The sequence below is a fragment of the Achromobacter marplatensis genome, assembly GCF_049060505.1.
Classification (GTDB): Bacteria; Pseudomonadota; Gammaproteobacteria; order Burkholderiales; family Burkholderiaceae_B; genus Achromobacter; species Achromobacter marplatensis_A.
Genome location: NZ_JBMGRB010000011.1, coordinates 153979 through 177818 on the forward strand (window position 1 = coordinate 153979; position 23840 = coordinate 177818).

Sequence of the window (23840 nt, forward strand, 5' to 3'; positions counted from 1 at the left end):
TAAGAAACCGCCCCTCGGGGCGGTTTTTTTTGCCTTTGGACGCGCGGGACCGCGACACGTGCCCGACCGCATTGCCGTTAGCCCGTATAGGCGCGGGCTTGCACACGCCGTACGCTTTGTGCACTTTCCCCGACCTGGAGTCGCGAATGCACGTCCGCTTATCCCTCCGCCTGATGGCGGGTATCGCCCTGACCTTTGTGGGCCATGGCGCCTATGCCGTCACGACCCTGACGATGACCACCGAATACCCGGCGACGTCCATGCCGGGGCAAGGCCTGTCTACCTTCGCGGATCTGGTCCGCGCGAAATCCGCAGGCAACGTGGTGATCGACGCCAGCTACGACGCGTCCAAGGGCATCAAATCCGGCGACATGATCGACGCCGTGGAAACCCGAAAAGTGGATGCCGGCGATGCGTTCGCCGGCGCGCTGGCCACGAAATATCCCTTGTTCGGCGTGTCGTCCCTGCCGTTCCTGGCGGACTCGCTGTCCAAGGCGCGCAACCTGAACAAGGCCGCCCGGCCCGCCTACGAAAAATTGCTGGCCGCCCACGGACAGAAGCTGCTCTACACCACGCCGTGGCCCGCTTCCGGCATCTGGTCCAAACAGAAGATCGACGGCCTGACGGCACTGAAGGGCCTGAGCATCCGCACCTATGACGCCACATCGCAGGACGTGATGCGCAAGGCCGGCGCCCGCGCGGAGAACATTTCGTTTGCCGACGCCATGCCCCGCATCGTGGCCGGCGACGTGAATGCGGTGCTGTCGTCGGGCGATGGAGGGGCCGGACGAAAGCTCTGGGAACACCTGCCCCACTTCGCCGAGATCAACTATGCGATGCCGATCTCAGTTGCAACGATGAACCTGCAGGCGTATCAGGCGCTGGACGCGCAGTCTCGGCGCGCCATCGACCAGGCGGCGGCGCAAACCGAAACCGAGCAATGGAAGCGCATCGAGGGCCGTTTGCAGCAGAACTACGCCACCATGCGCAAGAACGGCGTGGCGATCAATACCACCGTGCCGTCCGCCGTGCGCCGTGCGCTGAGGGACGCGGCGGCGGATTCGGTCCAGGCATGGAAAACGGCGGTCGGCCCCGACGCGGCGGGCATCCTGAAACGGGGCGTCAACCGCTGACGGTGTAGATGCGCCGCCAAGGGTGAACCCGGACCCGGGGGGGGGAACCCGCGGGACGAACCGGCGGGACGAAACCGCGGCGCGGCGCGCCTAGTTCTCGCCTGACAAGTCGAACAGGCTCGTTGCGTCTAATTCCAGCACGCCTTCGTCGTGCTGGTTGATGACGGTCCATGCCCACGTGATGATGCCCAGGTCGGGACGCGAGGACGACGTGCGCGCGCCCTGGACCCGCGCTTCCAGGCGCAAGGTGTCGCCTGGTCGCACCGGAGTGCGCCAGCGCACTTCGCCCAGGCCGGGGGAACCGAAGGATTCGGAATCATGCAGGGCGGCGTCCACCGCCATGCGCATGGCCAGCGCGCAGGTATGCCAGCCGCTGGCGATCAACCCGCCCCACCGCCCTTCGGCGGCCCGTTGCGGGTCAGTATGGAACCATTGGGGATCGAACTTGCGTGCGAACTCCAGGATCTCGGCTTCGGTGATGGTGACCGGGCCAGCCTTGATCAACATGCCGTCCTTGAAATCGGCGAACTTCATCTTTGGTTTTCCCCCTGACCAACGCAAACGGCGCGCCATGGCGCGCCGTTTTTCACGTGTGTCACGCTCAAGTTATAGGATTCAGTACGTCTCGAAATGCAGGCGCCCTTCGCGGCGCAGCACATCATGCAGGATAGACCAATCCTGCCCCGATTGCATCGTCACATCGCGCAAGGCGTCCAGCACGCCGACTTCCATGCCTTTCAGGCCGCACACGTAAATGCAGGTATTGCGGTCTGACAAAAGGTCGCGCACTTGGGCGCCGCGCTCGCGAATCAGGTCCTGCACGTAACGCTTGGGTTGCCCCGGTTCGCGGGAGAGCGCCAGGTTGATGTCGATGAAGTCTCGAGGCAGCTTCATCAGCGGACCAAAGTACGGCAGTTCGCGTTCGGTGCGGGCGCCGAAAAACAGCATCAAACGGCCATTTTCTCCGGTGTCGATGCGGCGGCGGTAGCGCTCGGTCATGGCGCGCATCGGCGCGGAGCCCGTGCCCGTGCAGATCATGATCAGATTGGCACGCGGATGGTTCGGCATCAGGAACGTATGGCCGAACGGGCCTATCACCTGCACGGTGTCGTTCTTGGCCAGATCGCACAGGTAGTTCGAACACACCCCATGCGCGGCGGCGCCCTGGTGGTCTTCGGTCACGCGCTTGACCGTCAGCGACAGGTTGTTGTAGCCCGCGCGTTCACCATCGCGCGGGCTGGCAAGCGAATACTGGCGCGCGTGATGCGGCCGCCCCTGCGCATCGACGCCCGGGGGCAGGATGCCGATGGATTGCCCTTCCAGCACCGGAAACGGCAGTTCGCCGAAATCCAGCACGATGTGATGGATATCGCTTTCGGTATCGGCGCCCGTCACGCGGTAGTTGCCCACGACGGTGGCCGTCATCGGCGTCTTGTGCGTGTACAGGTTGACGTAGGGGTGCGCCGCGGACCACGGCGGGACCGACGCGCCGGCCTGCGAAAACGATGCGGCAGGCGCTGGAGAGGGCGCGGCGGCGGCATCGGGCACGGCCGCGGCGGCTTCCACGCCGCCGCCGATATCGGGCGTTGCCGGCAACGCCTTTTCCTGCGGCAGTTCCTCCCAGCCCAGTTGATCTTGCACCGAATACGCGTCGGCGCGCAGCACCAGCCGCCAGTTGTCGATCGACCCCGTGGGGCATGGCGGCACGCACGCCATGCAGCCGTTGCAGATATCGGGGTCCACCACGTAATTGTTCGAGTCGTGGGTGATCGCGTCGACCGGGCAGGTCTCTTCACAGGTGTTGCAGCGGATGCAGATCTCGGGGTCGATCAGATGCTGCTTCAGCACTTGTACGGGTAGTGGGGCGTTCATCGCAGTCTTCCCAATGCGCTGGCGGGCGGCGTGCCAGCACGCCGCCCTGTCGCCTTAGTTGAAACGGACGTAGTCGAAATTCACGGGCTGGCGGTTGATGCCCATGACGGGGGGCGCGATCCAGTTGGCGAACTTGCCGGGTTCCGTGACGCGTCCCATCAGCGACGCGACAAATGCGCGGTCTTCCGGCGTGGGCAGCCACTTGTGGCTGTTGGCCTGCCATTGGGTTTCCGACAGGATCTCGCCTTCGGGCGACATGCGGATGCCGGCCAAGGTGCCGATCTGGCGGTTGAACGCCTTGTGCGGCACATGCAGACGGAACGGAATGCCGCTTTTCTCGATGACCTTGTTCCAGCGCCCGATGCCGGCCACGGAATCGCGGATGAAGTCATCGCGCAGCACTTCGTTCAAGGCGTTCAGCATGGGCACTTCAATCTCATTCAGCTTGCCGTTGTTCACGGTCAGCACGCGATAGGTGTCGTGCTTCAGTTGGTGGTCGTCAGTGCGCTTGGATTCCTCGTAGCGGCCCTTCAGCCCCGAGCCGTAGAAGATCGCGGCGTTGGACGATTGGTCCGCGCCAAACAGGTCAATGGTGACGCTGTAGTGGAAGTTCAGGTAGCGCTGGATGGTCGGCAGGTCGATCACGCCAGCGGCACGCACGCTTTCCGGGTCATCCGTCTTCAGTTGATTCATCACTTCGCAGGTGCGCTGGATCACGCGCGAGATGCCCGATTCGCCCACGAACATGTGGTGCGCTTCTTCGGTCAGCATGAACTTGGTGGTGCGGGCCAGGGGATCGAAACTGGATTCGGCCAACGCGCACAACTGGAATTTTCCGTCGCGGTCGGTGAAGTAGGTGAACATGTAGAAGGCCAGCCAGTCCGGTGTCTTCTCGTTGAACGCGCCCAGAATGCGCGGGTTGTCGGAATCGCCCGAACTGCGCTGCAAGAGCGCATCGGCCTCTTCGCGTCCGTCGCGGCCGAAGTAGCGGTGCAGCAGGTACACCATCGCCCACAAGTGGCGCCCTTCTTCGACGTTGATCTGGAACAGGTTGCGCAGGTCGTACTGCGACGGCGCGGTCAGTCCCAGGTGGCGCTGCTGTTCGATCGAAGCCGGTTCGGTGTCGCCCTGCGTGACGATGATGCGGCGCAGGTTGGCACGGTGTTCGCCTGGCACGTCCTGCCAGACGTCGCGCCCCATGTTCTCGCCGAAATGGATCTTGCGCTGTCCGTCCTGCGGCGCCAGGAAGATGCCCCAGCGGTAATCGGGCATGCGGACGTGGTCGAAGTTGGCCCAGCCATCGGGCTCGACGCTGACCGCGGTGCGCAGGTAGACATCGAAGCCGTGCGAGCCGTCGGGCCCCATGTCCTGCCACCATTGCAGGTAGTTCGGCTGCCAATGTTCCAACGCGCGTTGCAAGGTGCGGTCGCCGGACAGGTTGACGTTATTGGGGATCTTATCGGTGTAGTTGATTCCAGACATTGTCTCGCTCCTTGTTCTTTATCAGACCCGGTTCCAGTCGAACGCGGCCTGTTCGCCCTTGCCGTAAAGCTTCAGCGCGCCCTTGTCGCCGGCCGCGTTGGGACGGTTGAAAATCCAGTTCTGCCACGCGGTCAGGCGGCCGAAGATGCGGGTCTCCATCGTTTCCTTGCCGCCGAAGCGCAGGTTCGCCTCCAGGCCGGTCAGGGCATCGGGCGACAACGCGCGACGCTCCTCCAGCATCATCCGCACTTCGTCGTCCCAATCGATGCTGTCGGGCGCGAAGGTCACCAGCCCCAGGGCCAGCGCATCGACGGCCGACAGGCGTTGCCCGGCGCGCGCGCGCACGGCTTCCAGCGGCGCGGCCTCTTCGTAAAAGCGGCGCTGCAGGCGGCTTTGGCCGTTCACCAGCGGATAGGCGCCGAAGTTGCGTTCGCCCACCACGATCTGGGCGGGCGCGGATTCGTCTTCGCTGTCCAGCATGTAGCTGCGGTCCGCGGCCAGCGCCAGTTCCAACAAGGTGCCGACGAAGCAGGAGCCCGGCTCGATCAAGGCGAACAAGCTGCGCGAGGTCACATCCAGGCGCGCCAGCGTGCGGCGCAGCATGCCGGCGGTTTCGCGCACGAACCAATGGCCGGCATGACGTTGCAGCGCGGCATCGGCGGCCAGCACGGCGTCCGCATCGCCTTCCGTCTTCAGGACCCAGGTGCCGATATCCAGCTCATTGGTGCGCATGGACAAAATGGCATCGTCCAGTTCGCGCGCCATTTGCAGGGGCCACCAGGCGGCGCCGGCGGCAATGATGTCCGCCAACTCGGATTGCACGGGGCCTTGCGGGGCGCGCACGGTCCAAGTGGCCTGGCGCTTTTCCCGGTCCAGCTGGATGTCGACGTATTGGTATGAAAGACGGTCCGCGCTTTCGGTGCGCTGCAGTGGCGTCAACGCAATGCCCTGCTCGCCGGGTTGCCGGTCGCTGCCTTCGGCCAGCGCCAGCGCCCGTTCGCGCACGGCAGCCTCGAAGCGCGCGGGCTTCACCACATCGTCCACCAGCCGCCAGTCCTTGGCGCGCTGGCCGCGCACGCCTTCGACCAGCGTGCAGAAGATGTCGGCGTGATCGTGGCGCACTCGGCGCTTGTCGGTCACGCGGGTCAGGCCGCCCGTGCCGGGCAGCACGCCCAGCAGTGGCACTTCGGGCAGTGCCACGGAAGACGAGCGGTCATCGACCAGCAGGATTTCGTCGCAGGCCAACGCCAATTCATACCCGCCACCGGCGCAAGCGCCATTGAGCGCCGCGATGAATTTCAGGCCGCTGTGGCGGCTGGCGTCTTCAATGCCGTTGCGGGTTTCATTGGTGAACTTGCAGAAGTTGACCTTCCAGGCGTGCGAGGACAGGCCCAGCATGAAGATATTGGCGCCGGAACAGAAAATGCGGTCTTTCATGCTGGTCACGACCACGCTGCGCACTTCGGGATGTTCGAAGCGGATGCGCTGCAAGGCGTCATGCAGCTCGATATCCACGCCCAGGTCGTAGGAGTTCAGCTTCAGCTTGTAGCCCGGACGCAGGCCGCCGTCTTCGGCCACATCCATGGCCAGCGTGGCGACCGGGCCGTCGAACGTCAGGCGCCAATGGCGGTAGCGCTCGGGTTGCGTCCGGAAATCGACCCGGTTGATGGTGCTGCTCATAGTGTGTCTCCTCATACGCCCTGCTGGACAGGAAAAATACTGCATCACATGAATTATTGTGCAGATTAGTGCAGGAGAAAATACGCGTCAAGCAGGATATGCATAAAAGTGCAGATTGGATGTCAACGTCCGGGCCAGCCGCCAGACGTGAAATGGCCGCCTCGTCGGGCGGCCTTCATGGGCATCGTCGGTGCGGCGGCCGCCGGGCAAGGCCGGCTTCGCCGATACAAGCAGCTATAACGGCAGGCCGCAGGCTTTGCGGACCTGGGTACGCAAACCGGCGAAGCTCTCTTGGACCTCTAGATTGCTGGTCACCCAGGTCAGGTCCGCCTTGGCGTAGAACGCTTCGCGCCCCGCCAGGATGCGCTTCAGGTCGGACATCGCTTCGTTGTTGCCCGACATGGGCCGGAAGTCCCCCTGGGCCATCACCCGCCCCATGTGTTCTTCGGGCGTCGCGCGCAACCAGACCGTATAGCAATGTGCCAACAGCAGATTCAGCGTGGCGGGTTCCGAGACCAGCCCGCCGGGCGTGGCCAGCACCATTTCCGGATAGATCTGCACGGCCTCTTCCAGCGCGCGGCGTTCGTAGCGGCGGTAGGCGTTGGGACCGTAGAGATTATGGATTTCCAGGATGCTGCACCCGGCCACGCGTTCGATCTCGCGGTTCAGCTCGACAAAGGGGTAACCCAAGTCGTCGGCCAGCATCTGCCCCAGCGTGGATTTGCCCGCGCCGCGCAGCCCGATCAGCGCCACGCGCTGGGTGCGGTTGGGACGTTGCGCGCCCGCCCCCACGCCGAACAGCTGGGTCAGGGCCTCGCGGGCCCGCTGCAGGTCGGATTCCGTGCGGCCGCTAAGCAATTCCCGGATCAGCAGCCAGTCGGGCGATTCGGTGGTGACGTCGCCGACCAGTTCGGCCAGCGCGCAGTTGAACGCGCGGGCGATCTGCAACAGCACCAGGATCGAGGCGTTGCCCACGCCGTGCTCGAGATTGGCCAAATGGCGCTCGGACACGCCGGTGACCTGGGACAGGCCCTTGCGCGTCATGCCGCGTATGGCCCGCAGGCGGCGCACCCGCTCGCCCAATGCCACCAGGAAAGCTTCCCGCCTGGGTTCGGATGGCGCCGCGTCTAGCGCTTGATTCATGTTTTGGCTGACTCCGCAAATACCCTGATAAGCCTAGTTTTATGCACTATAGTGCTTGACCCAATTCGATGGAAGCACTATTTTTCCTCAAAGCAGTTCCGAGCCGCCTAGGTGTGCAAAAAAGCAGCACTTGATTTCATGCCGCATCTCAGGCGCCGACAGTGTAAAGGAGGAGTCCCGGTGAGCACGCCAGATCAATTCCATGCCCTGATGCGCGAGGCCACGCGCCTGCTGTCGGGCCAGCCGCTGGACGATGGGCTGGCGGCGCGGCTGAACCGCGAAGCCGGCCCGCAAAGCGCCCTGTACCAGAACATCTTCGCCGCCTGTAAACAGGGCGTGGCCGACGGTTGGATGTGCAACCGGGAAGGCGGCGGCATCCGCTATGGCCGTGTCATCAAGCCCGCCGAAGACCTGGCCGGCTGTTCGGTGGACGTCGTCGACATGGACGACCTGGCGGGCCCCCACCACGCCCATCCCAACGGGGAAATCGATCTGATCATGCCGCTGACCGCCGACGCGCGGTTCGACGGACACGGCGCCGGCTGGCTGGTCTACGGCCCCGGCACCGCGCACCGCCCGACCGTCACGCAAGGGCGCGCGCTGGTGCTGTACCTGCTGCCCGGCGGCGCCATTGAATTCACGCGGCCCGACAGCTAGGCCCTCGCCCCCGCGCCCAATAACCCCGCACGCCGTGCCTTGACACGGTGCAGCGGAAAAAAAACAGCGCCATGGCCCGCCCACCAGGACATCAGGAGACAACCGTGAACACCTGCCCCGCCGAACTGAATTTCGCCAGTTACCTGGCCGCGCTGAACGCGCCCCGGGCCGCCAAGCCGGCCTATATCGACGACACCCGCCAGCTGAGCTATGGCGAACTGGCCGAACGGGTAGCCCGCATGGCGGGCGCCCTGCGCCAACTGGGGCTGCGCCGAGAAGAGCGCATTTTGCTGCTGATGCAAGACACGGCCGACTGGCCCGTCGTGTTCCTGGGCGCGCTGCATGCTGGCGTGGTGCCCGTGGCGGTAAACACCCTGCTGACGGCGGACGACTACGCCTACATCCTGACGCACAGCCGTGTGCGCGCCGTGTTCGTTTCGGGTGCGCTATTGCCCGTCTTGCAGACGGCGCTGGCTCAGGCGCCGGCCGACGCCGAACACATCGTGGTGTCCCAGCCCACCGGCGCCCTGCCCGCCCCTGCCCATGAATTCGAAACGCTTTTGGCCGCCGCGCCGATCGCGCCCGCCGTGCGCACGCTGTCCGACGAAATCGCCTTCTGGCTGTATTCCTCCGGTTCCACGGGCAAGCCCAAAGGCGTGGTCCACACGCACGGCAACCTGTGGCACACGGCCGAACTCTATGCCAAGCCGGTATTGGGCATCCGCGAAGACGACGTGGTGTTCTCGGCGGCCAAGCTGTTCTTTGCCTATGGGCTGGGCAATGGCCTGACATTTCCCCTGTCAGTCGGCGCGACCGTGGTGCTGATGGGCGAACGCCCCACGCCGCAAGCCGTCTTCCAGCGCCTGACCAAGCATCGCCCTACCGTGTTCTACGGCGTGCCCACGCTGTACGCCAGCATGCTGGCATCGCCCGACCTGCCGCCGCGCTCGCAAGTGGCGATGCGGGTCTGCACGTCGGCAGGCGAAGCGCTGCCGCGCGACATCGGCGAACGCTTCACGCGGCATTTCGGCTGTGAAATCCTGGACGGCATCGGCTCGACCGAGATGCTGCACATCTTCATTTCGAACCAAAGCGGGCAGTTGCGCTACGGCACCACCGGCAAACCCGTGCCCGGCTACGAAGTGCAATTGCGCGACGAAAACGGCGCGCCGGTCGAACCCGGCGCCATCGGCGACCTCTACATCAAAGGCCCCAGCGCCGCGCTGATGTACTGGAATAACCGTGACAAGACGCGCCAGTGCTTTCTGGGCGACTGGCTGAAAAGCGGCGACAAATACACCTGCGATGCCGACGGCTACTACACCTATGCGGGCCGCAGCGACGACATGATCAAGGTCAGCGGCCAGTACGTGTCGCCGGTGGAAGTCGAGAACATCCTGGTGCAGCACGAGGCCGTGCTGGAAGCCGCCGTGATCGGCGTGCCGGACCACGACGGGCTGGTCAAGACCAAGGCCTACGTCGTGCTGCGCCCCGGCTTCGAACCGGACGCCAGCACGGGCGCCGCGCTGCAAAACTATGTGAAGCAACATCTTGCGCCCTTCAAGTATCCACGCCAGATCAATTTCACCGAAGAGCTTCCCAAGACCGCCACGGGCAAGATCCAGCGGTTCCGTCTGCGCCAATTGGAAGAGGCGACGCTGTGAACGGCGCGGCGGCCATCAGCACGCCAAGCCTGCGCCCGGCCTTCGCGGAGGTCGACGCCGCCGGCCGGCCGCTGCGCCTGGAATGCCTGTGGATTGCGCCCGAGCGCGCCACGGCGCCGTTGCTGGTGTTCCTGCACGAAGGCCTGGGGTCGGTCGCGATGTGGAAGGACTGGCCGGCGCAGGTTTGCGAAGCCGCCGGATGCCGCGGGCTGGTCGTATCGCGTTATGGCTACGGGCAGTCCACGCCGCGTCCGCCGCAGGAAAAGTGGCCGGTGGACTTCATGCACCGCGAGGCGCGCGACGTGCTGCCGGCCTTGTTCGCCGCCCTGGGCGTGGACGCGCGCCGCGACAAGCCGGCGCTGTTCGGCCATAGCGACGGCGGATCAATCGCGCTGCTATATGCCGCCATGCACCCGGACGCCGTCGCGGGCGTCGTGGTAGCCGCGCCGCACACGTTCGTCGAAGACGTGACGGTCGCGAACATCGCACTGGCGCGCCAGGCCTATCTGGACACGGACCTGCGCAGCCGGCTGGCCCGTTATCACGCAGACGTGGATTCGGCGTTCTGGGGCTGGAACGACATCTGGCTGAACCCCGATTTCCGCCGCTGGAACATCGAAGATTATCTGCCCCGCATCGTCTGCCCCGTGCTGGCGATCCAGGGCGTGGACGACGAGTACGGTTCGCTGGCGCAGATACGCGGCATCCGCCGCCATGCGCCGCAAACCGTGCTGCTGGAAATTCCCGACTGCCGCCATTCGCCGCACAAGGACCAGCCCGCCATTGTTATCCAGGCCGTCGCCGATTTCATCGGCGCGTTGGACAAACCCGGCCGGCCTTGACGCCAGCCCATGACAAGCACGGAGACAAACCATGAACCACGCCCTGACCCGGGCCGCGATCGCCGCGGCCCTGACGTTCGCCGCCGGCGGCGCGCAAGCCGCCGACAAGCTTAAAGTCGGCTTCATGCTGCCCTATAGCGGCACCTACGCCGCGCTGGGCAACGCCATCGAAAACGGCTTCAAGCTGTACGTCGCCGAGCAAGGCGGCAAGCTGGGCGGGCGCGAGATCGAATACTTCAAGGTGGACGACGAGTCCAACCCCGCCAAGGCCGCGGAAAACGCCAACCGCCTGATCAAACGCGACCAGGTCGACGTGCTGATCGGCACCGTGCATTCGGGCGTGGCGATGGCGCTGGCGAAAGCCGCCAAAGACAGCGACACCACGCTCATCGTGACGAACGCCGGCGCCAACGCCATCACCGGCCCGTTGTGCGGCCCCGGCATTTTCCGCACGTCGTTCACCAACTGGCAGCCCGCGTATGCGATGGGGCCCGTCGCCTTCGCCAAGGGCCACAAGACGGCCGTCACCATCACCTGGAAATACGCCGCGGGCGACGAGGCGATCGGGGGCTTCAAGGAAGGCTTCGAGAAAGCGGGCGGCAAGGTGGTCAAGGAACTAAGCCTGCCGTTCCCCAACGTGGAGTTTCAGTCGCTGCTGACCGAAATCGCCGCCACCAAGCCCGACATGGTATTCACGTTCTTCGCAGGCGGCGGCGCGGTGAAATTCGTGCAGGACTATCACGCCGCCGGCCTGGGAAAGACCATCCCGCTGTACGGGTCGGGCTTCCTGACGGACGGCACGTTGCAGGCGCAAGGCGCGTCCGCGCAAGGCCTGCTGACCACGCTGCACTATGCCGACGGCCTGAATACGCCGCGCGACAACGCCTTCCGTGCCGACTACGCCAAAAACTACAACGCGCAGCCAGACGTGTATGCCGTGCAGGGTTATGACGCCGCGCAGCTGATGCAGTCGGGCCTGTCCGCCGTCAAGGGCGACTTCTCCAAGAAGGCCGACTTCCGCACCGCCATGCGCGGCGCCACGGTGGACAGCCCGCGCGGCCCCTTCACCTTGTCCGCGGCCGGCAACCCGGTGCAGGACATCTACCTGCGCCGCGTGGACGGGCTGGAGAACAAGGTTGTCGACGTCGCCATCAAGAAGCTGGCCGACCCGGCCCGCGGCTGCAAGCTCTGACGCCACGTCGCCACAAGGAGGCCCCATGGACATCAGCATCCTGCTCATCCAAAGCCTGAACGCTTTCCAGTACGGCTTGCTGCTGTTCCTGGTGGCCAGCGGACTCACGCTGATCTTCGGCATCATGGGCATCATCAATCTTGCCCATGGCAGCTTCTACATGATTGGCGCCTACATGGCGTTCGCGCTGGGCCCGGTGGTCGACCGCTGGCTGGGCGGCGGCTTTGTCGCGACGCTTGTCGTCTGCGTGGCGCTGGCCGCCGTGTTGGGCTATTTCCTGGAAGCGGCATTCTTCAGCTACCTGTACCACCGCAACCACCTGCAGCAGGTGCTGATGACCTATGGCCTGATCCTGGTGTTCGAGGAACTGCGCAGCATCCTGGTCGGCAACGACGTGCACGGCGTGCCGCTGCCCGCCTGGCTACAGGGCAGCCTTTCGCTGGGCGGCGTGATGACGTATCCCGTCTATCGGCTGTTCATCTCGGCGGTAGGCATCGCGGTGGCGCTGCTGCTGTACTGGGTGATTTCACGCACGCGGCTGGGCATGATGCTGCGCGCGGGCGCCAGCAACCGCGAAATGACGGGATCGCTGGGCATCGACGTCAACAAGCTGTACCGCCTGGTGTTCGCGGCGGGCGTGGCGTTGGCCGCGCTGGCCGGCACCATCGCCGCGCCCGTGTCGTCGGTGTATCCCGGCATGGGTAACGGCGTGCTGATCATCTGCTTCGTGGTGGTGGTGATCGGCGGCATCGGATCCATTCGCGGCGCGTTCCTGGCTGCGATGCTGGTGGGCTTTGTCGAGACCTTCGGACAGGTGCTATTCCCGTCGGCGGCGGGGGTGCTCGTCTACCTGCTGATGGCCTTCATCCTTCTTTGCAAGCCCGAAGGGCTGTTCAAGCCATGACCAGACTGCTTCCCTTCGTGACGCTGTTGGCGCTGGCCGCCTTCGCCTGGAGCGGCAGCGACTACTACACCGGCCTGGCGATCAAGGTCATGATCTACGCCATCTTCGCGCTAAGCCTGCAATTGCTGGTCGGCGGCGCGGGGCTGGTCAGCCTGGGGCACGCGGCCTTCTTCGGCATCGGCGCCTATGCGGCGGCGTTGCTGTCGCCCGAATCGGAAGCGGCCAGCCTCTGGTGGCTGCTGCCCGCAGCCTTGCTTGCGGCGGCAGCCTACGCCGCGGTTACCGGCGCCTTGGCGCTGCGCACGCGCGGCGTGTACTTCATCATGGTGACGCTGGCGTTCGCGCAAATGGCGTACTACGTGTTCCACGATACGAAGATCGGCGGCGGCAGCGACGGCATCTACCTGTACTTCCGGCCCGAGCTGTCAATCGGCGGCCAAGTGCCGTTCGACCTGAGCAACGCAACAACTTTCTATTACTTCGTGCTGGCCTGTCTGGCGCTTTGCTGGGGGTTCCTGACGCTGCTGCGGCGCTCACCATTCGGCGCGGCGCTGGCCGGCATCCGCATCAATGAACAGCGCATGCGGGCGGCGGGCTATTCCACCTATCCCTACAAGCTGACCGCGTATGTCGTGGGCGCCACGCTGGCCAGCCTGGCGGGTTTTTTGTTCGCGCTGAAGGACGGCTTCGTTACGCCCGAGCTGCTGGCCTGGGAACAATCCGGGTTGGTGCTGCTGATGGTGATCCTGGGCGGCATGGCCAGCCTGGGCGGCGCCGTGATGGGCACCGTGGCGCTGGTGCTGATGCAGGAACTGTTCCAGTCACAGGCGCTGTTCGGCGACTACGCCCGTCACTGGCACCTGCCGCTAGGCCTCGCCATCATCGCATTGGTGGCGATATTGCCGAACGGCATCGCCGGACTGCCCGCGCAATGGCGCCAGCGCCGCGAAGCGCGGGCGGCAGGCTCACGCGCCGCCGCGCCCGCGGGCGGCGCCGCCCACGCCACGGCCCGCCTTCCGATCCAGGGGGAACCCCATGTCTGACCTTCTGCTTGCCGCATCCGCCGTTACGCGCCGCTTCGGCGGCCTGACGGCCGTCAACGGTGTCTCGCTGGGCCTGGCCCGCGGCCAGGTGCATGCCGTCATCGGCACCAACGGCGCGGGCAAGTCCACGCTGATCAACATTCTGTCAGGAGAGCTGGCACCCAGCAGCGGCCAGGTCATGCTGGGCGGACGCGACATCACGGCGTGGCGCCAGCCCGAACGGGCACGCGCCGGGCTTGGGCGCAGCTATCAGCGGTCCACCTTGTTTCCCGAACTCAGCGTGTTCGAGAACTGCCGGCTGGCGGCGCAAGCCAGCCGCCAGCGCTTCTGGCACTGGTGGCGGCAGGCCTCGGATTGCCGGCGCAGCGCCGAGCTGGCGCGCCACGCGCTGGAGCGCACGGGGCTGGCCGACGACGCCACGCGCGCCGCCGGCCTGCTACCCCATGGCCGCAAGCGTCAACTGGAAATCGCCATGTGCCTGGCGGGCGAACCGCAGGTGCTGCTGCTGGACGAACCGCTGGCCGGCATGGGCCCCGAAGAAACGGACCGTATCCTTGACCTGCTCCAGACACTGAAGCCGGGCCACGCGATTCTGCTGGTGGAGCACGACATGGACGCCGTGTTCCGCATCGCCGAAACCATCACCGTGATGGTCAACGGCACCGCCATCGCCAGCGGCACGCCAGCGCAGATCCGCGCCAACGCGGAAGTGCGCACGGCTTACCTGGGCGAAGACCTGCGCGTGGATGCGCAAGGAGGCGTGCCATGCAAGCACTGATCGAAGCCGGCGGCCTGCACGTGTACTACGGCGCCAGCCATGTGCTGCGCGGCGTGGACATGCACATCGCGCCGGGCGAATCCGTGGGGCTGGTCGGGCGCAATGGCATGGGCAAGACCACGCTGATCCGCAGCCTGATGGGTCAGGTAAAAAGCGCGCAGGGTCTCGTGCGGATCGGCGGCCGGGACTGCACGCATGCCCAACCCCACACGATTGCGCGGTTGGGCTTGGCGTATGTGCCCGAAGGGCGCGGCATCTTTCCCAATCTGAATGTGCGCGAAAACCTGCAAGTGGCGGCGCGTCCCGGCGTGCGGGGCGGACAGGAATGGACGTACTCGCGCGTGCTGGACACCTTTCCACGGCTGCGGGAACGGCTGGGGCACGGCGGCCAGCAATTGTCGGGCGGCGAACAGCAGATGCTGGCCATTGGCCGGGCGTTGATGACCAACCCCGACCTGCTGATCCTGGACGAAGCCACCGAAGGGCTGGCGCCCCTGATCGTGACCGAGATCTGGAAGATCATCCGACAGATCCGCGCCACCGGCATGTCGGCCTTGATCGTGGACCGCAACTACCGCGCGGTGCTGGAACACACCGACCGTTGCCTGGTGATGGAAAAAGGGTTGATCGTGCAAGATGGCGACAGCGCGTCGCTGGCCCGGCAACCGGAGCAGCTGACGCGCTATCTGGGCGTCTAGGCCGTGTCGACACGACCCGGCCCAGCGTGAATCGCCTTTAGATGATCGCTTCGATCAGGAATGGGCCGCGGCGCTTGAGGCCGTCGGCCAGCGCGCGGGCAAACCCTTCCACCGTATCGACGCTGATCGCCTCCACGCCCATGCCGCGCGCCAGGTGCGTCCAGTCCAGGAAGGGTTCTTCCAGGTCCAGCATGCGGCGCGCGTTGCGGCCCGGTTCCTTCACGCCCACGTTCTTCATTTCGCCATGCAGCGTGGCGTAGGAGCGGTTGGCCAAGATCACCGTCAGGCAGTTCAGGTTCTCGCGCGCTTGCGTCCACAGCGCCTGCAGCGTGTACATGCCGCTGCCGTCGGCTTGCAGCGTGATGACCTTGCGGTCCGGGCACGCCACGGCGGCGCCGGTTGCCAACGGCAGGCCAATGCCGATCGCGCCACCGGTCAGCATCAGCCAGTCGTGCGGCGCGCTGCTGGCGCTGTAGATGGGGAACTCGCGGCCCTGCGTGATGGACTCATCGCACACGATGGCTTGTTCGGGCAAGGTGTGCGCGACCAGGATGTTCACGGCGGCGCCCGTCAGCTTGCCCGACGACGGCACTTCGTAATTGGCGGCCGGCGTGGCCAAGCGCGGCGCATCCGCGGCAATGCCCAGTTCGTCGGCCAGCCATTCCAGCGCCTGCGCCAGATCCTGTTCGGCGGTCGCCAGCACGACCTGGTTGCTGTCGGGTGGCGCCAGCAGGCTGGGCTTGCCCGGATACGCGAAGAAGCCCACCGGCGCCTTGGCGCCCGCCAGCACCAGGTGCTTGACGTCCTTCAGCTTGGCCACCGCCAGGTCGATCGGATACGGCAGGCGATCAACCGGCGTGCGGGCGCCGCCACGTTCGATACGGCGGTTGGACGTTTCCGACATCAGGCGTACACCGGTGGCGCGCGCGATGCGGCCGGCGGCCTCCAGCGCGCGCTCTCGCAGCGCGGCCCCGCCCAGCATCAGCACGGTGGTCTCGCCCGAGCGGATCGCGGCGGCAGCGGCGCGCACGGCGTCGTGCGACGTCAGGGCCAGGGCCGCGTCCTTCACTTGCACCGGTGCCGGCGCATTGTCCGGCAAGTCCGTCCAGGCCGCGTCGGCGGGAAGAATCAAGGTCGCGATATTGCCCGGCGACCGGCGCGCCACGCCGATCGCTTCGGCGGCGTCCCCGGACACCTCGGCGGCGGCCATCGTGCGCTTGACCCAGTGCGACATCGGGCGCGCCACGCCTTCAACGTCGCTGGTCAGCGGTGCGTCGTACTGCACGTGATACGTGGCATGGTCACCCACGATGTTGACCATGGGCGTGCGGGCGCGTTTGGCGTTGTGCAGGTTGGCCAGGCCGTTGCCCAGGCCCGGGCCCAGGTGCAGCAAGGTGGCGGCCGGCTTGTCGGCCATGCGCGCATAGCCGTCCGCCGCCCCCGTCACCACGCCTTCGAACAGGCCCAGCACGCAGCGCATCTTGGGCTTGCGATCCAACGCCGCCACAAAGTGCATTTCGGACGTGCCCGGGTTGGCGAAGCAAACGTCCACATCGTTGGCCAGCAAGGTGTCGCAAAGACTGTCAGCGCCGTTCATGATTTTCCCTAGTCGTTTTCAAATGGCGATGCGGGCGCATGCGCGCCCGCCTGATATGCATGATAGGTAGCGTATCAAAAACACGATAGAGCCAGTTCCGCTTGCGGGGATGGAACCATTCCCGCGCCCGCGCTTTGGTGTTCCGCCAGCCGGAATTAGCGGAACCGCCTGGGCGCGCTCAGCCCAGGATCTGCCCCAGAAACGCCTGCGCCCGCTCTGAACGGGGCGCGCTGAAGAAATTCTGGGGCGTATCGGCCTCGACGATGGCGCCCTGGTCCATGAACACGACCCGGTCGCCTACTTCCCGCGCAAACCCCATTTCATGGGTCACGCAAACCATGGTCATGCCGTCCCTGGCCAACGCGACCATCGTGTCCAGCACCTCTTTGACCATCTCGGGGTCCAGGGCGGACGTCGGCTCGTCGAACAGCATGATCTTGGGCTGCATGCACAAGGCCCGTGCGATCGCCACCCGCTGCTTCTGGCCGCCGGACAACTGGCCGGGATACTTGTCCGCGTGCTGCGGAATCCGCACCCGTTCCAGATAGTCCATCGCGCGTGACCGGGCCTCGTCCGCCGGCACGCCCTTGACCAGCAAGGGCGCCAGCGTGCAGTTCTCCAGCACCGTCAGGTGCGGGAACAGGTTGAAGTGCTGGAACACCATGCCCACTTCCGCGCGGATGCGCTCGATGTTCTTCACGTCTTCGTTGAGTTCAATCCCATCGACCACGATGCGGCCCTTCTGGTGCTCTTCCAGCCGGTTCAGCAGGCGAATCGTCGTGGACTTGCCCGAACCGGACGGGCCGCAGAGGATCAGCTTTTCTCCGGGCGACACTTCCAGCGCCAGATTGTCCAGCACCTGGAAGTCGCCATACCATTTGCTGACACCCTGCATGGTGATGATGGGAGCTACGGCATTCATTGCGTTCATCGTGTCAGGCCTTGGAAATATCGTGGTTCTCGCCGGCGCCGCTCCAGTAGCCCGGCACGGTCAGACGCTTCTCGGAACGCCGGAACAGATACGACAGCACGCTGCACATAGCGAAGTAGATAACGCCCACCATCGTGTAGACCGTCAGCGCCTGGAACGTCGCGCCGGCCAGCATCTCGCCCGCCCGCATCAGTTCGTACACGCTGATGACGGCGACCAGCGACGTTTCCTTGATCAGCACCAGCGCATAATTTCCCAGCGCGGGAAACACCGTTCGCAACGCCTGCGGCAGCACGATGCGGCGCAGCCGCTGCACCTTGCGCAAGCCCAGCGCGCGGGCCGCTTCGTACTGGCCGGTATCCACCGACTGGATGCCGCTTCTGAACAGCTCGGCCAGATAGGCGCCGAAGTTCAACGTCAGGCCCAGCACGCCGGCCACGAAACCGTTGATCACCACCCCCATCTCGGGCAGGCCGTAGTAGATGTAGAACAATTGCAGCAGCAGCGGCGTGCCCCGTATCACTTCAATATAGAAGCGCGCCCCGCGGCTCAACAGCCGCGAAGGCGACAAGCGGCACAAGCAGACGACCAGGCCCAACGCCACCGCCAGGAAAGCCGAACAGAAAAACAGCGCCAAAGTCCAGACCGTGCCCTGGGCCAAAGGGGTCAGGTACATACGCAGCGTAGCGAGATCCAAGTCGTGCTCCTTATCCGTGCCGTTGCGGCGCTTACTTGCTGATCAGCTCGGACACGCCCCACTTCTTCCCGATCGCCGCCATTTCCCCGTTTTTCCGCATCTCGGCCAACGCGGCGTTGACCGCTTCCAGGAGCGCGGCGTTGCCCTTCTGCACCGCCATGCCGACCTGCCACTTGCGTTGCGGCTGATAGCCGGTGTCCAGCTTCACGCCCGGAATGTTCTTGGTCTGGATCTGGTAGATGATGCTGGGCGGGTCCACGATGCCCAGGTCAATGCGCCCGGCGCGCACGTCGGCCAGTAAGGTCGAGTAATCCTGATACGTTGTGACCTTGGTGCCCGGCATGTCCTTGATCATGTTGAACTGGACGGAATCCACCAGCACGCCCACGCGCTGCCCCTGCATGTCTTCGAACTTGGCGTACTTCCGGGCCGCCTTGTCGCTGACGACGACGCCCTCGCCCCACTCGTAGACCGGCGCCGAGAAATCGATGGCGCGCGCGCGTTCTTCGGTAATGAAAAGCGGCGCGGACATGACGTCGGCGCGCCCGGACGTCAACGTGGGGATCAAGCCGGAGAACGGCACGTCGGTCAGCTTGTCCGACACCTTAAGGTGCTTGGCCACGCCGGCCGCCACATCGACCATGATGCCTTCCAGCTGGTTCGATTTTGGGTTCTTGAACCCATGCGGCGGCGCCGAAGCGGTGGTGACGACCGCCAGGCTTTTCTCGGCGCGCACTTCGTCAAGCGTGCGCGCCTGTGCGCCGAACTGCATCAGCAGGCTGGCCACGGCTGCGCCCAGCAGGATGGATTTGAGTTTCATCGTTTTCCCCTTGGATGAATGAATGCCGCGGACGTGGCCGGCTCAGGCCGGACGCCCTTCTGGGTACTGCTGCACTGCTACCGCCGCCAACGCGCAGAATTCCTGCATCACGGTGGCGGCCAGGAAGGCCGTGGCCCCCTGCACGTCTTGCGGCGGCGACACGGTATTGACGTCGAACGCCACGAAGTTCAGGCCGGCCAGCTGGCGCAGCAACGCCAGCCCTTCCTTGGCCGACAGCCCGCCCCACTCGGGCGTGCAGACGCCCGGCGCGCAAGAGGGGTCGAAGATATCCATGTCGAAGCACAGATAGACCGGACGCTGGCCGATGCGCTGCTTGATGTCGGCCAGCGTCGCCTTCTGGTCCTGGTCGAAGTCGTCGTAGGGCACGATCGTGTAGCCGACCTCGCGCCCGAATTCCAGCACCCCGGGCATGAAGGAACTGCCGCGCGTCCCGACGTGGAAGCTGGACGCCACGTCCAGCAGCCCCTCTTCCGCGGCCCGCGTGAAGGTGGTGGCCGTGTTGTAGCCGGGGATGGGATAGGTGTCGGTATGCGAATCGAAATGCAGTACGACGAAATCGGGATGGCGGCGCGCCACGGCGCGCAATTGCGGCAACGTCACCGCGCCATCGCCCCCCATCGAGATCGGGATGGCGCCCGCGTCAAGGATGGCGCCAATGCCGGCTTCGATCAGCGGGTAGGACGCGTCGGGGTCGCCAGGATGGCAGGCCACGTTGCCCACATCGATGGCGCGCAGGAATTCGGGCGGGTTGTCGATGCCGTTGCGCCGGAAGATATCAACGGGACGCAGCAGCCGGGATTGCTCGCGGATGGCGTCGGGGCCCTGCCGCGACCCGACGCGGAACGGGTGGGTACCGCAGTCGAACGGAATGCCGACCACGCAGGCGCGCGCCTTGCCCGTCCCCGCTTCGCGCATGGCCGGCAGGCCCATGAATCCGGCAACGGCGTTGAAACTCACTTCAGATGACTGCGGCACAGCGCGGCTCCTGGATGCTTGGCCGGCGATGTCCGGCATGAACTCTATTTAGATTCAAACGAATCGCTGTGCGATACGTTCGTGTCGTAAATAGATTAGCAAGTAAAAACCCAGCCAGCCAATTAGGGAGTTTCCCCTAAGGTCAGAAAATTAGTTGATTAATTTAGTCGGCAATAGGAAAGCAAACGCCCCACCGCAGTGCGGCGCCGCACCGCAATGCAGCAGGCGTGTCCGGTCAGGCTTCGTCGTCGAGCGGCGGCATCGCGCCGCGCAAGGCGCCACCCGGTGGCTCCATCAGATAGAACGGATGCGAACGGCCCAACGTGCGCGATGCACTGATCGCGTGCGCGGTTTCCACCACCTGCGGACCGAAGACGGCTTGCGCCTGTTCAAACGACCATCGGCTTGACGGAACGGAGACGTTAACAGCGCCCAACGGCGTGCCGCCAGCGTCCAGCACCGCGGCGCTAACGGTGATGTCGCCGGGATAGAACTCGCCGTTCGAGCGCGCATAACCGTGGCGGCGGGCAAAGTCCAGTTCAGCCAGCAAGGCGTCCATGGCGGTGATCGTGTTCGCCGTATAGGGCTTGCGGTCGCCCCGTTCCAGCAGATCCCGTGCGATGCCCGGGTCCAGCTTGGCCAACACGGCACGCCCGGCCGCCGTGCAATACAGGGGCAAGCGCATGCCTACCGGCATGTTGACGAACATTTCTTTGTGGGTAGCGAAACGCGCCACGTACACCATGTCCAGCCCATCCGGTTCCGCCAGGCTGCAGGTTTCCTGGCAGTTGCGGTTCAGCGTGTGCAGGAACGGGTTGCCGCCCAGCACCAGCGGACTGGTCTGCACATAGTTCATACCCAGCTCCAGCGACCAGGGCGCCAGCGAGAACTTTTTGCTGACGGGATCTTTGCGCAGATAACCCAGCGTCCACAGCGTATGCGTGAAGCGCTGCACCGCGCTTTTGCTCAAGCCGGTGGCATCGGCAAGCTCTGGCAGCGTCATGGCTGGCTGCCCTTCGCTGAATGCCCGCAGCAGCGAAATGCCACGCGCCAGCGCGGCAACGAACAACGGGGAATCCTCGGGGCTTCGAGTCTGGGTCATGTCACGCGGCGTGCAAAAGGAAAGCGCATAGCGTACCGCATAACGGTTCCCTTATATCGCAGAGCGATTGAGAATGCCCGCGACGAAAAAAAGGCGCCCCGCGCAGCGGGCCGCCTTTCGTTATTGCCCGGGGTTACTGCCCAGGGTTACTGCCCGGGGTTATTGCCCGGGTTATTTCCCACGCATCAGCGGATCGGCCATGGATACATGGCGCCGCCATTGCTCCACAACGCATTCGTGCCGCGCTGCAGGCCCAGTTTGCTGTCCTTGCCGACGTTGCGCTCGAACACTTCGCTGTAGTTGCCCACGGCCTTGATGGCGTTGTAGGCCCACTTTTCGTCCAACCCCATGTTCTTGCCGGCGCCGGGCGTCACGCCCAGGATGCGCAACACATTGGGGTTGCTGCTCTTCAACATCTCGTCCACGTTCTTCTGCGTGATGCCGTACTCCTCGGCTTCAAGCAGCGCGAACAAGGTCCAGCGCACGATACCCAGCCAGTTCTCGTCGCCCTGGCGCACCATCGGCCCCAGCGGTTCTTTCGAGAAGCGTTCGGGCAGGATTTCGTAGTCGTTCGGATTGGCGACTTGCGTGGCGCGCACGGCTGCCAATTGCGAGGCATCGTCGGTGAAGGCGTCGCAACGGCCGGATTCAAAAGCGCGCACGACTTCGGTCACCTTGTCGATCACGACCGGCTTGAACTCGATCTTGTTCGCGCGGAACCAGTCGGCCAGATTCAGCTCGGTGGTGGTGCCCGGCTGCACGCAAACGGTCGCGCCGTTCAGTTCCTTGGCGCTCTTGACGCCCAGCTTCTTGTTCACCAGGATGCCCTGGCCGTCATAGAAACTGGCGGCCACGGCAGACAGGCCCAGCGACGTATCCCGCGTCTGGGTCAGCGTGACCGTGCGCAGCAGCACGTCGACTTCGCCCGATTGCAGCGCGGTGAAGCGTTGCTGGGTCGACAGCGCCGTGCCCTTGAATTTCGTCGAATCGCCGAAGACGGCCGCCGCCACCGCGCGGCAGATATCCACATCCATGCCTTCCCATTCCCCCTTGCTATTGGTGGCGGAAAAGCCGGAGACGCCGTCGGTCAGGCCGCACTGCACGAACCCTTTTTTCTTTACCGCATCCAGCGTGGGGCCGGCGACCGCCGCCTGGGACGCGCAAGCCAGGGCAAGCGCGCCGGCTGCAAACAAGATGGACCGCTTCATTGTTGCCTCTCCTGAGATAGATGCCCGGGCAGCCTTGTAAGCCGTCCGATTGAAACCAAGCCCAGCGTTGTCGGGCCGGCCGCCAGATTACGACATGTCCACTGCGTGAACAACGCGATCGGGCCTAGAGGAAACCCGAGTGGCTGCCCACCTGGGCCCCTATCAGATTTGTCCGGTGATCGAACTTTTTCCCGGCAGCCCAGGCCATTCGCACGGGGCTTGCATGCCATACTTTTTTTGTGCCGATGTCCGCTCAGCGGCATCGGTGACGCAACAGAAAAGCCGATCGCGCCACAACAAAAATCCCGGGGCGCGCATCGATACTCGGCCGATTCATGGAGGAGACCAATCCATGGCACAAGCAAGAAAATCGCAGCCCCGTCACGCCGCGACGCATCGCCACGCGGCAACGCTTCGCCGTACCGCCCTGAAGACCCTGTTGTTGTCCGCGCTAGCCGCAACGGGCCTGAGTACCAGCCTGGCCCAGGCGGCGGACGACTGGCCCAGCAAGCCCATCAAGATCATCGTGCCCTATACGCCGGGCGGGTCCACCGACATCGTGACCCGCATCGTCATGGAAAAGCTGGGGCCGCGCCTGAAGCAGACGATCATCGTCGAAAACCGGCCAGGCGCCAACAGCAGCGTGGGCTCGGCCATCGCGGCCAAGGCCGACCCCGACGGCTATACGTTCCTGTCGATCCTGCCCGCCTACATCATCAATTTCCATCTGTACAAGCTGACCTACCAGCCCACCGACCTGACGCCGGTCGTGCAGATGGCCGACCTGCCGCTGTTCCTGTTCGTCTCGCAAGACCTGCCGGTCAAGACCGTGGCCGACCTGGTCGCCTACGGCCGCAAGAATCCCGACAAGCTGACCTACGCCTCCAGCGGCAACGGCTCCAGCGCGCACCTGACGGGCGCCGACTTCGCGTTGCAGAACAAGCTCACGATGACGCACGTGGCGTACAAGGGCAGCGCCCCCATCCTGACCGACCTGCTGGGCGGCCGCGTGTCCATGGTGTTCGACCCGATCCTGGTGCCGATGCAGTACGTGAAGCAGAACCGGCTGAAAGCGCTGGCCTTCACGGGCAAGGAACGCTGGCCCACCGAGCCGGGCATTCCCACCATGGAAGAAGCGGGCATGCCCGGCTTCGTGACCGGTTCCTGGGCCGGCCTGATGGCGCCGGCCGGCACGCCCAAACCGATCATCGAACGCATGGCGCGCGAGATCGCGGAGATCGTCAAGGAACCCGACGTGAAGCAGAAATTCGTGGACGCGGGGTTCCTGCCCGTCAGCGGCACCACGGCGCAATTCACGGAACTGATGAAGACCGATTCGGCGCGCTATGCCGAAATCATCAAGCAGGCAGGCATCACCGTGAATTGAACGCGGACCGGGCG

General features: G+C 65.0%; 22 protein-coding genes. 10 read left to right on the top strand and 12 right to left on the bottom strand.

From position 1 onward, the window contains the following. Nucleotides 1-146: 146 nt before the first annotated feature. On the top strand, nt 147-1133 hold the full coding sequence (locus ACI0FO_RS25010; RefSeq protein ID WP_416031183.1) for a TRAP transporter substrate-binding protein: 987 nt from the start codon (nt 147-149) through the stop codon (nt 1131-1133). A 90-nt stretch (nt 1134-1223) separates the two neighbouring features. Here ACI0FO_RS25010 and ACI0FO_RS25015 read toward each other — a convergent pair whose 3' ends face one another. From ACI0FO_RS25015 to ACI0FO_RS25035, 5 genes are all read right to left on the bottom strand, one after another. After that, the gene (locus tag ACI0FO_RS25015) at nt 1224-1667 is read right to left on the bottom strand and encodes a MaoC family dehydratase (protein ID WP_105559073.1); all 444 of its coding nucleotides are present in this window, start codon (nt 1665-1667) and stop codon (nt 1224-1226) included. A gap of 81 nt (nt 1668-1748) precedes the next feature. Beyond that, complete coding sequence (boxA, locus tag ACI0FO_RS25020) at nt 1749-3005, bottom strand: benzoyl-CoA 2,3-epoxidase subunit BoxA (RefSeq protein WP_416031185.1); 1257 nt, start codon at nt 3003-3005, stop codon at nt 1749-1751. A gap of 54 nt (nt 3006-3059) precedes the next feature. Then, nucleotides 3060-4487, bottom strand: a complete 1428-nt coding sequence (gene boxB / locus ACI0FO_RS25025; protein WP_310030853.1) for a benzoyl-CoA 2,3-epoxidase subunit BoxB — start codon at nt 4485-4487, stop codon at nt 3060-3062. Nucleotides 4488-4508: 21 nt separating this feature from the next. After that, entirely contained in the window at nt 4509-6167 is a 1659-nt protein-coding gene (gene boxC, locus ACI0FO_RS25030) for a 2,3-epoxybenzoyl-CoA dihydrolase (protein WP_416031187.1), read from the bottom strand. Nucleotides 6168-6401: 234 nt separating this feature from the next. Further along, nucleotides 6402-7310 carry a helix-turn-helix transcriptional regulator gene (locus ACI0FO_RS25035; protein WP_169272737.1) on the bottom strand — a complete coding sequence of 303 codons (909 nt, stop codon included), beginning with the start codon at nt 7308-7310 and terminating at the stop codon, nt 6402-6404. Between the two features lie 180 nt (nt 7311-7490). Between ACI0FO_RS25035 and ACI0FO_RS25040 the strand changes: the two genes are divergently transcribed. The 8 genes from ACI0FO_RS25040 to ACI0FO_RS25075 all read left to right on the top strand — a co-directional run bounded on the left by ACI0FO_RS25040 (nt 7491) and on the right by ACI0FO_RS25075 (nt 15088). After that, on the top strand, nt 7491-7967 hold the full coding sequence (locus ACI0FO_RS25040) for a DUF4863 family protein (protein WP_416031189.1): 477 nt from the start codon (nt 7491-7493) through the stop codon (nt 7965-7967). 104 nt (nt 7968-8071) lie between these two features. After that, nucleotides 8072-9631 carry a benzoate-CoA ligase family protein gene (locus ACI0FO_RS25045; RefSeq protein ID WP_416031191.1) on the top strand — a complete coding sequence of 520 codons (1560 nt, stop codon included), beginning with the start codon at nt 8072-8074 and terminating at the stop codon, nt 9629-9631. Beyond that, a complete protein-coding gene (locus ACI0FO_RS25050; RefSeq protein ID WP_416031193.1) occupies nt 9628-10473 on the top strand; it encodes an alpha/beta fold hydrolase in 846 nt (281 codons plus the stop codon). Before ACI0FO_RS25045 ends, ACI0FO_RS25050 begins: the two co-directional genes overlap by 4 nt. Nucleotides 10474-10504: 31 nt before the next feature. After that, nucleotides 10505-11665 (top strand): ABC transporter substrate-binding protein, encoded by a 1161-nt coding sequence (locus tag ACI0FO_RS25055; protein ID WP_416031195.1) that lies wholly within the window; start codon nt 10505-10507, stop codon nt 11663-11665. A 25-nt stretch (nt 11666-11690) separates the two neighbouring features. Then, a complete protein-coding gene (locus tag ACI0FO_RS25060; protein WP_105559082.1) occupies nt 11691-12569 on the top strand; it encodes a branched-chain amino acid ABC transporter permease in 879 nt (292 codons plus the stop codon). Continuing rightward, nucleotides 12566-13612, top strand: a complete 1047-nt coding sequence (locus tag ACI0FO_RS25065) for a branched-chain amino acid ABC transporter permease (RefSeq protein WP_416031197.1) — start codon at nt 12566-12568, stop codon at nt 13610-13612. Before ACI0FO_RS25060 ends, ACI0FO_RS25065 begins: the two co-directional genes overlap by 4 nt. Further along, a complete protein-coding gene (locus ACI0FO_RS25070; protein WP_416031199.1) occupies nt 13605-14390 on the top strand; it encodes an ABC transporter ATP-binding protein in 786 nt (261 codons plus the stop codon). Before ACI0FO_RS25065 ends, ACI0FO_RS25070 begins: the two co-directional genes overlap by 8 nt. Further along, nucleotides 14378-15088 carry an ABC transporter ATP-binding protein gene (locus tag ACI0FO_RS25075; protein ID WP_416031201.1) on the top strand — a complete coding sequence of 237 codons (711 nt, stop codon included), beginning with the start codon at nt 14378-14380 and terminating at the stop codon, nt 15086-15088. The genes ACI0FO_RS25070 and ACI0FO_RS25075 overlap by 13 nt, the downstream gene beginning before the upstream one ends. Before the next feature lie 37 nt (nt 15089-15125). On the opposite strand, the gene ACI0FO_RS25080 is transcribed toward ACI0FO_RS25075, so the two are convergent. The 7 genes from ACI0FO_RS25080 to ACI0FO_RS25110 all read right to left on the bottom strand — a co-directional run bounded on the left by ACI0FO_RS25080 (nt 15126) and on the right by ACI0FO_RS25110 (nt 22439). Then, nucleotides 15126-16685, bottom strand: a complete 1560-nt coding sequence (locus ACI0FO_RS25080) for an acetolactate synthase large subunit (RefSeq protein ID WP_416031203.1) — start codon at nt 16683-16685, stop codon at nt 15126-15128. Between the two features lie 178 nt (nt 16686-16863). Then, entirely contained in the window at nt 16864-17616 is a 753-nt protein-coding gene (locus tag ACI0FO_RS25085) for an amino acid ABC transporter ATP-binding protein (protein WP_416031205.1), read from the bottom strand. Nucleotides 17617-17620: 4 nt separating this feature from the next. Continuing rightward, nucleotides 17621-18313 carry an amino acid ABC transporter permease gene (locus ACI0FO_RS25090; protein WP_416031207.1) on the bottom strand — a complete coding sequence of 231 codons (693 nt, stop codon included), beginning with the start codon at nt 18311-18313 and terminating at the stop codon, nt 17621-17623. Between the two features lie 31 nt (nt 18314-18344). Further along, a complete protein-coding gene (locus ACI0FO_RS25095) occupies nt 18345-19133 on the bottom strand; it encodes an ABC transporter substrate-binding protein (protein ID WP_416031209.1) in 789 nt (262 codons plus the stop codon). Between the two features lie 42 nt (nt 19134-19175). Then, a complete protein-coding gene (locus ACI0FO_RS25100) occupies nt 19176-20084 on the bottom strand; it encodes an arginase family protein (RefSeq protein WP_416031333.1) in 909 nt (302 codons plus the stop codon). A gap of 280 nt (nt 20085-20364) precedes the next feature. After that, on the bottom strand, nt 20365-21231 hold the full coding sequence (locus ACI0FO_RS25105; protein ID WP_416031211.1) for an IclR family transcriptional regulator: 867 nt from the start codon (nt 21229-21231) through the stop codon (nt 20365-20367). A 185-nt stretch (nt 21232-21416) separates the two neighbouring features. Then, a complete protein-coding gene (locus ACI0FO_RS25110) occupies nt 21417-22439 on the bottom strand; it encodes an amino acid ABC transporter substrate-binding protein (RefSeq protein WP_416031213.1) in 1023 nt (340 codons plus the stop codon). A gap of 352 nt (nt 22440-22791) precedes the next feature. Here ACI0FO_RS25110 and ACI0FO_RS25115 point away from each other — a divergent pair, with 352 nt between their 5' ends. Beyond that, complete coding sequence (locus tag ACI0FO_RS25115) at nt 22792-23826, top strand: Bug family tripartite tricarboxylate transporter substrate binding protein (RefSeq protein ID WP_416031215.1); 1035 nt, start codon at nt 22792-22794, stop codon at nt 23824-23826. Nucleotides 23827-23840: the final 14 nt, after the last annotated feature.

Coding starts and splice junctions, on each gene's coding strand:
- ACI0FO_RS25010 (WP_416031183.1), top strand. CDS start 147: ATGCACGTCCGCTTATCCCTCCGCCTGATGGCGGGTATCGCCCTGACC.
- ACI0FO_RS25015 (WP_105559073.1), bottom strand. CDS start 1,667: ATGAAGTTCGCCGATTTCAAGGACGGCATGTTGATCAAGGCTGGCCCG.
- boxA (WP_416031185.1), bottom strand. CDS start 3,005: ATGAACGCCCCACTACCCGTACAAGTGCTGAAGCAGCATCTGATCGAC.
- boxB (WP_310030853.1), bottom strand. CDS start 4,487: ATGTCTGGAATCAACTACACCGATAAGATCCCCAATAACGTCAACCTG.
- boxC (WP_416031187.1), bottom strand. CDS start 6,167: ATGAGCAGCACCATCAACCGGGTCGATTTCCGGACGCAACCCGAGCGC.
- ACI0FO_RS25035 (WP_169272737.1), bottom strand. CDS start 7,310: ATGAATCAAGCGCTAGACGCGGCGCCATCCGAACCCAGGCGGGAAGCT.
- ACI0FO_RS25055 (WP_416031195.1), top strand. CDS start 10,505: ATGAACCACGCCCTGACCCGGGCCGCGATCGCCGCGGCCCTGACGTTC.
- ACI0FO_RS25060 (WP_105559082.1), top strand. CDS start 11,691: ATGGACATCAGCATCCTGCTCATCCAAAGCCTGAACGCTTTCCAGTAC.
- ACI0FO_RS25065 (WP_416031197.1), top strand. CDS start 12,566: ATGACCAGACTGCTTCCCTTCGTGACGCTGTTGGCGCTGGCCGCCTTC.
- ACI0FO_RS25070 (WP_416031199.1), top strand. CDS start 13,605: ATGTCTGACCTTCTGCTTGCCGCATCCGCCGTTACGCGCCGCTTCGGC.
- ACI0FO_RS25075 (WP_416031201.1), top strand. CDS start 14,378: ATGCAAGCACTGATCGAAGCCGGCGGCCTGCACGTGTACTACGGCGCC.
- ACI0FO_RS25080 (WP_416031203.1), bottom strand. CDS start 16,685: ATGAACGGCGCTGACAGTCTTTGCGACACCTTGCTGGCCAACGATGTG.
- ACI0FO_RS25085 (WP_416031205.1), bottom strand. CDS start 17,616: ATGAACGCAATGAATGCCGTAGCTCCCATCATCACCATGCAGGGTGTC.
- ACI0FO_RS25095 (WP_416031209.1), bottom strand. CDS start 19,133: ATGAAACTCAAATCCATCCTGCTGGGCGCAGCCGTGGCCAGCCTGCTG.
- ACI0FO_RS25100 (WP_416031333.1), bottom strand. CDS start 20,084: ATGGGCCTGCCGGCCATGCGCGAAGCGGGGACGGGCAAGGCGCGCGCC.
- ACI0FO_RS25105 (WP_416031211.1), bottom strand. CDS start 21,231: ATGACCCAGACTCGAAGCCCCGAGGATTCCCCGTTGTTCGTTGCCGCG.
- ACI0FO_RS25110 (WP_416031213.1), bottom strand. CDS start 22,439: ATGAAGCGGTCCATCTTGTTTGCAGCCGGCGCGCTTGCCCTGGCTTGC.
- ACI0FO_RS25115 (WP_416031215.1), top strand. CDS start 22,792: ATGGCACAAGCAAGAAAATCGCAGCCCCGTCACGCCGCGACGCATCGC.